We start from the raw sequence: 13117 nt of genomic DNA, 5'->3' as shown, positions 1-13117 counted from the left end.
TGTCGCGGGTCGTGGGCCTGGTCGTCGGGTCAGGATGGCGAGCGTGAGTCTGCGCTTCGTTCTCGACCCCGACCTGACCCCGCAGCTACGTGCCGAGATCGTCGACCTGTGGGTGGACGTCAGCAACGCCGGCGGCGCGGTCGGTTTCGTGCCACCGGTCACCGCCGCCGACGTGCACGTCATCGCCGATCCGACCTTCGTCGGCATCGTCGACGGACCGGACCGGCTGCTGGTCGGCTACTCCGGTGACCGACTGGCGGCCATGCTGATCTTCAGTGACAACCGTTTCCCGCTCAAGGCGCACTGGTGTGTGTTGAAGCGGGTGATGGTCCACCCGGACACCCAGGGCAGCGGCTACGGCTCGGCGTTGATGGTGGAGGCCGCCCGGCTGGGCAGGGCGTTCGGCCACGAGGCGCTGCACGTGACGGTGCGCGACGGGTTGGGGTTGGACAAGTTCTACGGCCGCCTCGGGTATCGGGAGATCGGCCGGCTGCCGGGCGCGTTGCGGGTGGCAGCCGATGACGACCGGGACGAGATTCTGATGTGGCTGGATCTGACGGACGCCGACTGAGCGGTCAGCCCTCGCACCATCGGGCGTTCGCCCGGGCCGACCTGGTGGTCGGCGGGTCGGTGGCCGGCGCGCTCGCCCTCGCCACCTCGACCGGGCGACGAGTCGGCGTGGGCGTGGCGGTGGGCCGGTTGCCCGTCGGCCGGGTTGACGCGGACGGACGTCGAGTCGACGTGCCGCCGGGTGCGTACATCCGGACCGTGCTGTTCTGCACCTGGCCCGGCGCCATCCGAATGCCGCCGACGGTGACCCGGTTGCCGTACACGTCGCTGATCCGGAGGTTGAACGGGCCCGGCCCGGCGCCGGAGGCGATCAGCCAGTAGTTGTAGTCCTGCCGGGCGGCCGACTGCCAGGGGCCGCTGTCACCCTGCCGGACCTCGACGGACCGCAGCGGGTTGCCGTGGTTGCCGACCCGGACGGCGAACCACCACTGCGACGCGCCCTCCTTGATCCGGAAGGTGAGTGGTCCGGGCAGGGGAGGGTTGACCACCGCGCGGTAGGTGACCGGAACGAGGCCCTGGACCGGGTCGGCGATCCGGGCGAACGCCTCGCGGGACAGGTCGAGGTGCCCGGGTTCGCACTCCGGGCACTGGTCCATGATGAGCACCCGGACGGTGCCCTTCGGGCCGACCACGTCGAGGAATCCGCCGCAGGCGGCACCGGCGGAGTATTCCGTCGGACCGAGCGCTACGTACAGTCGGTTGGCCGGGGCAGCTGGGTTTGAACAGTTGCCGCCTGCGCCCTTGGAGTCGTAGAAGGTCGCCTTTCCACTGTGCGTGGCGGTGCCGGTGGGCGGCGCGGCGGCGAGTGCCCGGCCGGCGGCGCAGGCCGGGGTGGAGCCGGAGCGCAGGGTGAGGGTGAGCCCGAGCGTCGCCGCGAGCACGGTGACGCCGGTGGCGACGAGCCAGGGCTTCGCGCCGGACGACGGTGCCGGCCGGTCCTCTGGGGGGTGGTCCAGGTCGATGTTGATGTCGACAGCGCTTCCGTCCGGCACGAGGGCGATGCTGCCGGACTCGGGCGCCTACCGACAAGCGGGCTAAGCCAAAGCTAAGACAGCATCGACGGACGGTGATGAGGGGGTGCCGATTACCGGTCGGCGACCCGGTCAGGGTGCGACGACGATCGGGGCGTCCACGGCCAGGGGTCCGCTGTCGAGCGGCACCAGGTTCAGTCCGAAGAGGAGCTTCTGCCTGATGTTGCGGTACCGACCGAGGGTGCGCAGCGGCTCCTTCGTGCGTACCCCGGTCTCCTGGTCGGTGGTGGTCACCACGCAGCGGTCGCACGGCCCGGCGGCCCGGAACGACCGATCGCCGATGCGCATCCGGCGACCGACCCAGTCGTCCTCGGCCCAGGCCGGCGCACCGCTGACCACCAGGTTGGGTCGGAACCGGGTCATCGGCACCGGTTCCTCCCCGGCCTCGGCGAGCCAGTCGTTGAGGACGTCGAGGGACGCGGTGTTCGCCAGCAGCAGCGGGTAGGCGTCGGCGAAGTTGACCTGGTCACCAGTGTCGTGTTCACGGGACCCGGCGGCCAGGTGGCGGGTCGGTTGGGCGAGCCAGACCAACCGGACCGGTCGGCCGAGCAGGGCGGTGAGCCAGTCGTCGGCCTCCTGGCCGGCGGGCAGCGCGGGGACCGGGAAGGCCCGGCTGCGGAAGGTGCGCACCGCGACCGGTTCACCGCCGGCCGGCTCCGGCACGTCGAGGTCGGGCTGCCCGTCGGCGCGCAGCGACAGACCGCCGGGGCGCACCGAGGCGCGCAGGCCGACGAGCCGGGTCGTCTCCCGCTGGGTGACGCCGACGCCGTCGGCGTCCACGACCATCCAGCGCCGGTCGCCGGCCAGCCCCCACGGATGCACGAACGCACCGTCGTGGTCGAGCCGGTGACAACCCTTGACGGGGTACGTGTGAATGGAGGTCAGCCGCACCCGGCTACCATGCCACGCCGATCCCGTCGCCCGGGTACCAGTGGTTGACCGGGCTCTCCCGGTAGGCGAGGAACCGGCGGCCGGTGCGTTCGGCGTGCTCGGCGAGCACGTTGGTGCTGGTGACGTTGTCGGTGAGCAGGATCGCGCCGGGGGCGAGCTTGGGCTCCACGGCGTCGAACTCACGCTTCTCGTGGGCGCGGCTGTGGTCGCTGTCGTGCAGGAACAGGTCCACCGGGCGGTCCAGCGCGCCGATGGAGGCGATCGAGTCGCCGATCACCAGGTCGACGACCTCCGACCAGGGCGCGACCCGGGCGAGGTAGCCGGCCTCCGGGTTGATGTCCAGCGAGGTGACCCGGCCGGGGTGCCCCTCCTGCGCGTTGCGCAACAGGGCGGACGCCAGGACGCAGGTGCCCAACCCCTTGTCGACGCCGGTCTCCACCACGTGTGCGGGGTGGGTGGCCCGGACGATCGCGTACCAGCCGACGCGTCGGGCGTAGCGGACCTTCCGGTCTGCGAGGCCACGGCGGGCTGCGGTGGCGGTGGCCTGCTCGATGTGGTGGCGCAGCGCGTCGTCGGACTCGATCTCGGCGACGTAGCTGCGGACCTGCTGCACGGGGATGTCGCAGACGACGCTGACGAACCAGGTCAGGTGGTGGCGGCTCAGCTTGGTCAGCTCGTAGGTGTAGTTGTGATGCTCTCGGGAGGTGACCAGCCACCGGGCCGAGGCGCGCAGCACTCTGGCGTCGTGGCGGGCTACCCGGGCGAACCGCTTGGGAAAGGCGGCGACGGGCGCGAGTGGGGTACGGGCGATCGCTCGGCGGAGCTTCGTTGCGTCCACCGAAGGTTCATATCACTTCCATGCGAGCGCCGGCAGAGGGAAACGGCGGATGGTGCGCCGCCCGATTCGGAACCCACGTCACACGATGGTGACCGGACGAGGGTACGCGATCAGAAACCAGGTTCAGTAGCATCGCGCACATGCCACGTCGTGAACAAACAGCGGAGCACTGGACGGAACCGAGTTACGGCGCCGCCGGCGGGCCTCAACCGACCGAGGAAATCTCGCCGGATGCCGCGCCGCCGCGCCGCCGCCGCCGCTGGCGCCGGATCGCCCTGTTCAGCCTGTTGATCTTGCTGGTGCTGGGCGGCAGCGGCATGGTCGCCGGTGGTCTCTACCTGCGATCGGTCGAGTCGGGTATCGAGCGGGTCGACGCCTTCGACGGCGTACCCGAGGAGTCACGCCCACAGGCGGGCGTCGACGGCGCCATGAACATCATGATTCTGGGCAGCGACTCACGCGACCCGGAGAAGACGAGCGGCTCGCGTACCGACACGATCATCCTGGCCCACCTGCCGAAGGACCGGAAGAGCGCCCAGCTGATCTCGATCCCCCGCGACACCTGGGTTTCGGTGCCGAAGTCGGCGAACGGCAACAACGGTGGCCGGGACGCCAAGGTGAACGCCGCGTACGCCTGGGGTGGGGTGCCCCTCATGGTGCAGACGGTGGAAAAGTTCACCGGTGTGCGGGTGGACCACGTGACGCTGATCGACTTTGCCGGTTTCAAGGAGATCATCGACGCGCTCGGCGGCGTCGACATCGACTCGGAAAAGAGCTTCACCTCGATCCACGAGCCGTTCCGCACCTTCAAGAAGGGCGTGCAGCGGATGGACGGCGAGGCGGCTCTGGACTACTCCCGCCAGCGCAAGCAGTTCGCCGACGGTGACTTCGCCCGGATCCGCCACCAGCAGCAGGTGATCCGCGCCATCATCGACAAGGCCTCCTCCGGCGGCATCCTCACCAACCCCGCCAAGTTGAACAGTTTCCTCAAGGCCACCTCGAGCTCGGTCTCGGTCGACAAGGAGCTGTCGCTGTTCGACATGGCGACGCAGATGCGCGGGGTCCGTGGCGGGAACATGACCTTCGTGACCAGCCCCACCAAGGGCACCGGCCGGATCGGCTCGGAGAGCGTGGTGTTGGCCGACAACGCCCGAGCCAAGACGTTCTACGACGCGGTCCGCCGGGACTCGGTCGACGAAATCGTCAGCCTCGGCAAGAAGTAACACCTGGGGCCGGCGCGGGACCCGCCGGCATTCACCACAAAGACGGGCGGCGGCCTCACGGCCGCCGCCCGTCGCTGTGTGTCGGTGGCCCTGCCGGAAACCACCAGTGATCGGGTCGGTCAGTACGCCCCGCGCCGGGCCAGCACCACGCTGGCCGTCTTCCAGAGGATGGCGAGGTCGTACACCAGCGACCAGTTGTCCACGTAGTGCAGGTCCAGCCGGACCGCGTCGTCCCAGGTGAGGTCGGAGCGGCCGGAGATCTGCCAGAGGCCGGTGATGCCCGGCCGCACCAGCAGCCGCCGACGGACGTCACCGCGGTAGTCGTCGTCCTCGGTGGGCAGCGGACGTGGGCCGACCAGCGACATCTGCCCGCGCAACACGTTGATCAGCTGGGGTAGTTCGTCGAGGGAGAGCGCCCGCAGGTGCCGGCCGATCGGGGTGACCCGAGGGTCGTCCTTCATCTTGAAGAGCAGGCCGTCACTCTCGTTCCGATCCTTCAGGGCCGCCAGCCGCTGCTCGGCGTCGGTGTACATCGTCCGGAACTTCCAGACCTTGAACGCCCGACCCTCGTGGCCGATCCGGGTCTGCCGGAACATCACCGGCCCGGGGTCGTTGACCTTGATGGCCAGCGCGATGGCGAGCAGCACCGGGCTCAGCAGCACCAGCCCGACCAGCGCGGTCACCCGGTCCAGAACGCTCTTGGCCAACAGGGAGAGACCGGAGATGGTCGGCTCGTCCACATTGAGCAGGGGAAGGCCCTCGATGGGCCGGACGTGGATGCGGGGACCGGTGACGTCGGTGACCTGGGGGACGACCACCAGGTTCAGGCCGGTGCCCTCCAACTGCCAGGCGAGCTTACGAAGCTCGTACGACTCCAGGCTGGCCGGGCCGCAGACCGCGATGGTGTCCGCGCCGAGCTGTTGGACCAGCGGCACCAGATCCCAGCCCACGTACACCGGCACCGGAGCGTTCACCCGCTCGCCGGGGCGGGGATGGTGTGGCAGGTGGATGGCGATCGGGTGCAGCCCGGCCCCGTAGTTACGGGTCACCACCTCATGCACCGCGAGCGCGTCGACGAGACGACCGACCAGCAGCACCTTCTGCGATGCCCGTCCGGTACGCCGGATCCGCCGCAGCACCACGCGGGCGGCGAACCGAACCACCAGCGTGTAGAGCAGCAGGCAGACGATGATGGCAGCGACCGTCGCCCGGGACAGGTCCTTCTTGAAGCCGAGCGCCAGGAACGAGACCGCGGCGGCCATCGCGAGGCTGGCCCGGGCCACCCGCTTGAGTTCTTCGGTGCCCAGCCCGAGCGCACGCTGGTCATACGCCCCGGCGGCGACGAGCAGGATCAGCCAGCCCACCGGGACGCCGACAAAGGCCGCGAGGCTGAAGGAGCTGACGTTCCCGAGCACCCGCTGGTCCCAGAAACCGGCGTCGGCGTCGGCCAGCAGGGTGACGACCGTCCGGCTGGCAGCCAGGGCCGCGAGGACGTCGAGCAGGACCAGCCAGGCTACGTAGCGGCGGCGCCAGTTGGCCCGAGGCGCGACCGGACGGGCGAACACCGACCGGGCCATGCCGTTGGATGGAGGCGTGATCACCCCCAGGTCGGGGTCAAAGCTCGGTCTTTGCTGCGACGAGACAGCCGTGAGGAATTGCGTCTGTGCGGACACGACCTTCCTTTCCCATGTCGCCCCCGTCGGGAGATCGCGACGTGCACCCTATGCGTCCATGCCGTGTCGTGCCTAGTGGCGGTTCGGGTCCTTCCTCAGCCAGATCAGTCCGGTGGTGCCGACTTCCGGGCACTCAGCTCCTGCAGGAGCGCACCATGTGCCGGCTTCGGCTTGAACTCGTCGTCGAAGACGCAGGCGGCGCCGTACCCCGGATACTGCGGACCGATCCAGCTGCTGGCGTCGGTGAAGCCCCACATCGTGATCGATTCGCAGGTGGATACGGCGAGACATGCCTTGAGCATGTGCTGGTAGAGCAACGCCTGGTCCAGCAGCTTCTGAGTGGTGACCGGCAACGGAACGCGTACGTCCAGCTCGGTGATGGCCACCGAGACGCCCAACGCCGCGAAGCGGCGCAGATTCCCCGTCGCGTCCTTCGGCGGCGAACCCAACCGGAGATGGCTCTGGAAGCCGACCCCGTGCACCGGCACGCCACCCGCACGCAGCTCCTTGACCAGCCGCAGCAGGCCATCGGCCTTACGCGTGCGACCCTCGGTGCCGTAATCGTTGATGAACAGTCGGGCGTCCGGGTCCGCCTCGTGGGCCCAGCGGAACGCGTCGGCGATGTAGCGGGGGCCGAGCTTGCGCAGCCACAGCGAGTCTCTCAGCGACCCGTCCTCGGCGAGCACCTCGTTGACCACGTCCCAGGCCCAGACCTTGCCCCGGTAGCGGCTGACGACGGTGATGATGTGGTGCCTGAGTGCGGCGCGCAGTTGCTCAGGCGACCAACTCTCGGTCACCCACACCGGTGTGTTGCTGTGCCAGAGCAGTGTGTGACCGTAGACGGCCTGCCCGTTGGCCTTGGCGAAGTCGACAAACTGGTCACTGGCCGACCAGTCGTACACGCCACGCTTCGGTTCCAGGTTCGTCCACTTCATCGCGTTTTCGGCGGTGACGGCGTTGAACTGACTCGCGAGCGTCCCGCGGTACCGCGCGTCCGAAGCCAACAGCTGCCCGCTGACGGCGGATCCGATCCTGACGTTCGGCGGCATCAGGTCGCGCAGCCCCGGCGGACCCGGGGTAGGCGACGGCTTTCCGGTGGGCGCGGCGACCGACTCGGCCGGGCCCACTCCGCGGTCCCAGCCAAAGTATGCTGCGCAGGCGACGAGGACCAGCACCACCACCGACAGCACAACCACACGAGCCCGGGCCAGCCGTGACATCGTGCGGTCGACCGATGTCGGCACCCGCGCTTGCGACACCAGCCAGCCGTCGTCCGTTTGGACAACGGTGCCCGTCGCGGCACCGGCGCGGACCTCTTCGGTCATTAGCATCCCCAGACAGAAGTAGCGACGCAGCATGACGAGGCCCAACTGATGCGCCTGATCGATCCTACGACCCTCGACAAAAAGGGTCCGCCCGACTGTCGGCCGGCTTTCTCGGCACCGACGTGTCGGCGCAGGCCGACCGCAGCCAGCGTTCACCCCCGGTCGCGCCGCGACCCATAGAGACATCGGCGGTCTGACAGTGCAGCACGGTCATCCCATCAACGGCAGCGCGGCACGCCTGCGGGATCCGGCGATCCCACCACTCGGCGGGACACCCGACGACACCGCTGCGCGCGGCACGGCTGCGGTGCCCCCGCCGAAGCCCCCGGTTCGTGGTGGCTCCACCATCATGCGCAGCGGCGCGCTCTCGATGCTCGCCCTGGTGGCGGTTGGCGCGACCCGTCTGGTGCACGGCTCACTCACCAGCCACGCCACCGACCGCGCCACCTACGGGCTGGTCGGCATCATGCTGGCCGCGAGCATGGTCGCCAGCCTGCTGCTGCCCGGCGGCGTCTCCAGCGGCCTGTCCAAGTTCGTCGCCTTTCACCGTGGCGCCGGCGACCTGCCCGCGGCCTGGGCCGTACACCGGTTCCTCTCCCGGCTCGGCCTGACGGCCTGCCTGGTGCTCGGCGCCGCGACGGCGCTGGTGGTGCAGCGGATCTACCACCTTGGCGCGGTGGACACGGTGACGCTCGCGGTGTTGACCGCCACCTACTCGCTCTACACGGTGGACAAGGCGGCCATGTACGGGCACGGCCTCGTCCCCCAGTACGCCCGCATCGAACTGGCCACGTCCGCGCTGGCGGTGGTGACCACCGTCGTGGTGATCGCCACCGGTGAAACCGCCTACCTTCTGCCGCTCTGCCTGGGATACGGCATCTTCGTCGCCCTGTGCCGGCACCGGCTACGCGCCCACCGTCGACGTGAGGGGGCACCGGCCGGTGGGCGGTTCGACCGACGCGAGGTCGTCATCTTCGCCGTGCTGGGCAGCATCGGCACCCTGGCCAGCGCCGGTTTCCTCCAGACGACCCAGCTTCTCGCCGGTCACTTCGCGGACCCGTCCGAGGTGGCCTACCTGGTCGCGGCCGTCGCCCTGATCGCACCGCTGTGGTTCCTGCCCCGGGCGCTCGCGCTGGCGCTCTTCCCGGCCATGGCGGGGGCTCAGGGCGCGGGGGACACCACCGCGGTACGCCGACAGGTGGACGCGTCCACGCGTGCCCTGGCGGTGACGATGGCCCCGGTCTTCGTGGTTGGCCTGTTGGCCGCGCCCCTCGTGTTGGGTCTCTTCGGCGGCCACGAGTACGCCGCCGGTGCCACCGTGCTGCGCATCATGCTGTGCGCCGCCTTCCTCGGCATCCTTCAGGTGCCGTCGGTGAACGCGTTGGCCAGCGGGCCGCTGACCCAGGCCCGGGTGCCAGTCATCTCCGCCGTGGTGGGCTGCCTGATCGGGTTGGCCGTGGTGGTGGCCACAGCCAGGTCGATGGGTGCCACCGGGGTCGGCCTCGGCTACCTGGTGGGCACCGCCGTCACCGCGACCATCCCGGTCGTCACGGTCTGGTGGCTGCACCGGCTCGCCTGGACGATGACCCTGGCCCGGAGCATCGCGCTGGTCGTGGTCGCCGCGCTGGTGACCCGCCTGGACGTCATGCAGACCTGGTCGTGGACCGCCGCCGCGGTGACCCTCGCCGGGTTCGTCGTGGCCGGGCTCGTGCTCAGTGGCGACATTCGTCGGTTGCTCGTCCTCGCCCGCAGCCACCGCGGGTCCGCGTCCACCCCAGTCGCCACTCCCCCGTCCAAGACCCAACAGAGCGTCTGAAGAAAGAGAACAGCGTGAACGAGACGTCCGAGCAGTTGTCCCCACCCCTCGCCAAGCAGCGCACCCTGCGGATCCTGGCGGTGACGAACCTCTGGCCGGAGCAGGGCAGCTACCGGGGAATCTTCGTGCAGCGGCAGGTGTCCGCGCTGCGCGCGCTGGGCCACCACGTCGATGTCGAGGTGGTCGCACAGTCCCGCGGCAAACTCGACTACTTCACCGCCGCGGGCCGGATCCGCCGGCAGGCGCGGACGGGCGGGTACGACATCGTCCACGTGCACTACGGGATGACGGCACCGGCGGCGCGGCTCGCTGGTCACCCCGCCCGGGTGCTGTCGCTCTATGGCAGTGACGTCAACGCCCCCCGCCAACGTTTCATGACGAAGCTGGGCTGGGGTGGCACGCGGGCCCGGATCTACGTGTCCCGCCGGTTGGCCGAGACGGCCGGTGACGCCGCCGGCCACGTGGTGGCCAACGGTGTCGACTTCCAGCTGTTCCAGCCCGGTGACCGGGTCGCCGCCCGGCGAGCGCTCGGCATCGCCCCCGACGCCCGGGTGGTGCTCTTCGGCGCCGACCCCGGCCGTGCGGTGAAGGGTTACGACGTCTTTCGCGACGCGCTGGCCGAGCTGCGGCGCCAGGACCCGTCGGTGCAGGAGCTGATCCTGTCCGCGCCGGGCCAGCCCGAGGCCGATCTGGTCCGCAAGTACGACGCGGCCGACGTCATGCTGTTCACGTCACGACCGGGCAGCGAGGGCTCACCCACGGTGGTCAAGGAAGCCACCGCGATGGGCCTGCCGGTCGTCACCGTCGACGTCGGAGACGTCGCCGAGGTTCTGGCCGACGTACGGCCGGGAGCCGTCGTGCCGTTCCCGGCCGGCCCGGTCGCCGGGGCGGCTCGCGACCACCTGGTCTCGGAGCTGGCCAACCGGGTCCGCGAGGTGCTGCACCACGGGGCACGGGCGAACGGACGAGAGCGGAGCAGCTGGCTGGACGAGCGCCTGGTGGCGGAGCGGATCGCCGAGATCTACCGGTCGGTGCTCGGATCGTGAGCACCACCCTCGTGACCGGGTCGCACGGTTGGGTCGGCGCCCACCTGCGTCGCCTGGTCGCCGCCAACAGTGAGCGGGTGGTCGGGTTGGGTCGCCGGCCGCAGCAGGCCGGCCCGGGTGAGACCTACCACCAGCTTGACCTGCACGACCCGGAGGCGGTCCGCGCAAGGCTCCAGGCGGTACGGCCCGACGTCGTCTTCCACCTGGCCGCGACCCTCCCCCAGCGGGGGGCCAGCGGGGCGGACGTGGTGGCCGATGCCGTGCACACCACCTACAACCTCTGTCAGGAGCTGCGCCGGGTCGACACCCGGTCGGGCCGTCCGGCACGTCTCGTCCTGGCCGGATCCTCCGCGCAGTACGGCGCGGTGCCCCCGGAGCTGAACCCGATCACCGAGCAGACGTTGCCCCGACCCATGGGCGCCTACGGCCATGCCAAGGCGGCAGCGGAGTCGCTGGCCCTCGCGCTCGGCGCCGACGGGCGGATCGCCGTGGTGGCCGCCCGGCCCTTCAACCATGTCGGCCCGGGCGAGGACGCTGCCACGGTTGCCGGCTCGCTGGCCCGACGGGTGGCTGACGTGGTGGCCGGGCGCGCCGATCGGGTTCAGGTCGCCGACCTCGACGCGGTGCGCGACTTCACCGACGTCAGGGATGTCGCACGGGCGTACGTCGAGCTGGCGGAGTTGGGCAGGCCCGGTGAGATCTACAATGTCTGCTCGGGTTCCGGGGTGACCGTCCGGCGGGTCCTGGAGACTCTGCTGGACCTGGCCGGGCTGGACTGGTCCGTCGTTGACGTGGTCGCCGGGCGCAGCGACATCCGCTGTCAGGTGGGTTCGGCGGCCAAGCTCGCCGCCGAGACGCCCTGGAAGGCTGAGACGCCGTTGCGGGATAGCCTGCGTGGCCTGCTGACAGAGTTGGCAACCCCGGCCGGAGCCGGCCAATGAATGACAAGGAGAGGCACGGGATGACGGCGTTATCAACCGATGGGGCTTGGACGGGGCGCCGAGTTCTGGTCACCGGTGCCGGGGGGTTCATCGGCTCCCACCTGACCGAGCGACTGGTCAGGGCCGGCGCGGAGGTACGCGCCATGGTCCGGTACACCGGGAGGTCCGACCTCGGCATGCTCGCCGACGTCGACCCGGAGATCCGCCGCTCGGTGGAGGTGGTGCACTCCGACATCACCGACCCCTTCGCGGTCCGCCGTGCCATCGCCGACTGCGACACGGTCTTCCACCTGGCCGCCCTGATCGCGATCCCGTACAGCTACGTGGCCCCGGCGTCCTACGTGGCGACCAACGTGACCGGCACGCTGAACGTGCTGGAGGCGGCCCGGGATCTCGGGGTACGGCGGCTGGTGCACACGTCCACCTCCGAGACGTACGGGACGGCCCGTTACACGCCGATCGACGAGGACCACCCGATCCAGCCCCAGTCGCCCTACTCGGCCTCGAAGATCGGCGCCGACGCGATGGCCGAGTCGTTCTACCGGTCGTTCGATCTGCCGGTGGCCGTGATCCGTCCGTTCAACACCTACGGTCCTCGGCAGAGCGCCCGCGCGGTGATCCCCACCGTCGCCGCTCAGGTGGTGGCGGGGCGGGAGAAGATCGCCCTCGGCGACCTGCGGCCGGTGCGCGACCTGACGTACGTCACCGACACGGCGGACGGGTTCATGGCCGTAGCCGCCTCCGACCAGTGCGTCGGGAAGGTCACCAACATCGGCAACGGTCGGGGCATCACGATTGGCGACCTCGCGCGCCTCATCGCGGAGGTGGCGGGGCGGCCGGACATCGACATCGTCGAGGACAGCCAACGTCTCCGGCCGCCGCAGAGTGAGGTGTTCGAACTGATCGCCGGCACCGACCGGGCGCGGGAACGCTGTGGCTGGGAGCCCACGGTGTCGCTGCGTCAGGGCCTCGCCGAGGTCGTCGACTACGTGCGCGCGAACCTGGGCCGTTTCGATGTGGACCGGTACGTGGTATGAGGGCGGTCATTCTCGCTGGTGGGCGCGGCACCCGGCTGCGTCCCTTCACCACCAGCTTTCCGAAACCGCTGATGCCCGTCGGTGACATCCCGATCCTGGAGATCCTGCTCCGCCAGCTCAAGGCGCACGGCGTCACCGACGTGACACTGTTGACCGGTCACCTGGCGTACCTGCTGGAGGGGTACTTCGAGGATGGCCGCAAGCTGGGTCTGCGCATCGACTACGTCCGCGAGGAGCAGCCGCTGGGCACGGCGGGGCCGTTGCGCCAGCTGGCGGGGTCCCTGGTCGACGACTTCTTCGTGATGAACGGCGATCTGCTCACCGACCTGGACTTCACCGCCCTGATGGCGCATCACCAGGGCAGCGGAGCTCCGGTGACGATCAGCGTCTACACCCGGTCGGAGAAGATCGAGCTGGGCATCCTCAAGATTGACGAGTCCGGTGACGTGGTCGGCTACGACGAGAAGCCGACGCTGAACCTCGACGTCTCGATGGGTGCCTACGCCATGTCACCCAAGGCGCTGGAGAAGATCCCGGCCGGCGCGTACGACATGCCGCAACTCATCCTCGACCAGCTGAACACCACCGGCCGGGTCGCGAGTTGGCGGCACCGCGGCTTCTGGCTCGACATCGGGCGGGTGGACGACTACAGCCTGGCCAACAAGATGTTCGCGGAGAACCCGACCGGGTTCCTGCCGCCCGACTGACGGCACCACAACGAATCGG

At 70.0% G+C, this 13117-nt stretch carries 12 protein-coding genes; 7 read left to right on the top strand and 5 right to left on the bottom strand.

All coding sequences use genetic code 11. The annotated features are described in order from the left end of the window. Positions 1-43 precede the first annotated feature (43 nt). Positions 44-571: a GNAT family N-acetyltransferase gene (locus V6U86_RS03290; RefSeq protein WP_334498211.1), complete on the top strand. Its 528-nt coding sequence runs from the start codon at positions 44-46 to the stop codon at positions 569-571. Positions 572-575: 4 nt separating this feature from the next. Here V6U86_RS03290 and V6U86_RS03285 read toward each other — a convergent pair whose 3' ends face one another. The 3 genes from V6U86_RS03285 to V6U86_RS03275 form a co-directional block, all read right to left on the bottom strand. After that, the gene (locus V6U86_RS03285) at positions 576-1562 is read right to left on the bottom strand and encodes an expansin EXLX1 family cellulose-binding protein (protein WP_334498209.1); all 987 of its coding nucleotides are present in this window, start codon (positions 1560-1562) and stop codon (positions 576-578) included. A 111-nt stretch (positions 1563-1673) separates the two neighbouring features. Further along, on the bottom strand, positions 1674-2492 hold the full coding sequence (locus V6U86_RS03280; RefSeq protein WP_334498207.1) for an MOSC domain-containing protein: 819 nt from the start codon (positions 2490-2492) through the stop codon (positions 1674-1676). A gap of 4 nt (positions 2493-2496) precedes the next feature. Beyond that, entirely contained in the window at positions 2497-3330 is an 834-nt protein-coding gene (locus V6U86_RS03275) for an O-methyltransferase (protein WP_334498205.1), read from the bottom strand. Between the two features lie 140 nt (positions 3331-3470). Between V6U86_RS03275 and V6U86_RS03270 the strand changes: the two genes are divergently transcribed. Continuing rightward, positions 3471-4553: an LCP family protein gene (locus V6U86_RS03270; RefSeq protein ID WP_334498203.1), complete on the top strand. Its 1083-nt coding sequence runs from the start codon at positions 3471-3473 to the stop codon at positions 4551-4553. A 119-nt stretch (positions 4554-4672) separates the two neighbouring features. Here V6U86_RS03270 and V6U86_RS03265 read toward each other — a convergent pair whose 3' ends face one another. Further along, positions 4673-6130, bottom strand: a complete 1458-nt coding sequence (locus V6U86_RS03265) for a sugar transferase (RefSeq protein WP_334498201.1) — start codon at positions 6128-6130, stop codon at positions 4673-4675. 200 nt (positions 6131-6330) lie between these two features. Next, a complete protein-coding gene (locus V6U86_RS03260; RefSeq protein ID WP_334498199.1) occupies positions 6331-7737 on the bottom strand; it encodes an endo-1,4-beta-xylanase in 1407 nt (468 codons plus the stop codon). A gap of 13 nt (positions 7738-7750) precedes the next feature. Between V6U86_RS03260 and V6U86_RS03255 the strand changes: the two genes are divergently transcribed. From V6U86_RS03255 to V6U86_RS03235, 5 genes are read left to right on the top strand one after another with little or no spacing between them, the layout of a single operon-like run. After that, on the top strand, positions 7751-9367 hold the full coding sequence (locus tag V6U86_RS03255; RefSeq protein WP_334498197.1) for a lipopolysaccharide biosynthesis protein: 1617 nt from the start codon (positions 7751-7753) through the stop codon (positions 9365-9367). Positions 9368-9381: 14 nt separating this feature from the next. Beyond that, a complete protein-coding gene (locus V6U86_RS03250) occupies positions 9382-10413 on the top strand; it encodes a glycosyltransferase family 4 protein (RefSeq protein ID WP_334498195.1) in 1032 nt (343 codons plus the stop codon). Then, positions 10410-11354, top strand: coding sequence for an NAD-dependent epimerase/dehydratase family protein (locus V6U86_RS03245; RefSeq protein ID WP_334498193.1), 945 nt, complete (start codon positions 10410-10412; stop codon positions 11352-11354). Before V6U86_RS03250 ends, V6U86_RS03245 begins: the two co-directional genes overlap by 4 nt. Further along, the gene (locus V6U86_RS03240; protein WP_334498191.1) at positions 11351-12391 is read left to right on the top strand and encodes a GDP-mannose 4,6-dehydratase; all 1041 of its coding nucleotides are present in this window, start codon (positions 11351-11353) and stop codon (positions 12389-12391) included. Before V6U86_RS03245 ends, V6U86_RS03240 begins: the two co-directional genes overlap by 4 nt. Further along, positions 12388-13098, top strand: a complete 711-nt coding sequence (locus V6U86_RS03235; protein ID WP_334498189.1) for a nucleotidyltransferase family protein — start codon at positions 12388-12390, stop codon at positions 13096-13098. Before V6U86_RS03240 ends, V6U86_RS03235 begins: the two co-directional genes overlap by 4 nt. The last annotated feature ends 19 nt before the right edge of the window (positions 13099-13117 follow it).

Source organism: Micromonospora sp. CPCC 205558 (assembly GCF_036902955.1).
Taxonomy (GTDB): domain Bacteria; phylum Actinomycetota; class Actinomycetes; order Mycobacteriales; family Micromonosporaceae; genus Micromonospora.
The sequence above is the reverse complement of the archived record's forward strand: the minus strand, read 5'-3'. Positions and strand labels throughout refer to the sequence as shown.

What these genes read in the sequence shown, in the direction of transcription:
- V6U86_RS03270 (WP_334498203.1), top strand. Translation starts at nt 3,471, where the DNA reads ATGCCACGTCGTGAACAAACAGCGGAGCACTGGACGGAACCGAGTTAC.
- V6U86_RS03265 (WP_334498201.1), bottom strand. Translation starts at nt 6,130, where the DNA reads ATGGCCCGGTCGGTGTTCGCCCGTCCGGTCGCGCCTCGGGCCAACTGG.
- V6U86_RS03260 (WP_334498199.1), bottom strand. Translation starts at nt 7,737, where the DNA reads ATGTCTCTATGGGTCGCGGCGCGACCGGGGGTGAACGCTGGCTGCGGT.
- V6U86_RS03240 (WP_334498191.1), top strand. Translation starts at nt 11,351, where the DNA reads ATGAATGACAAGGAGAGGCACGGGATGACGGCGTTATCAACCGATGGG.
- V6U86_RS03235 (WP_334498189.1), top strand. Translation starts at nt 12,388, where the DNA reads ATGAGGGCGGTCATTCTCGCTGGTGGGCGCGGCACCCGGCTGCGTCCC.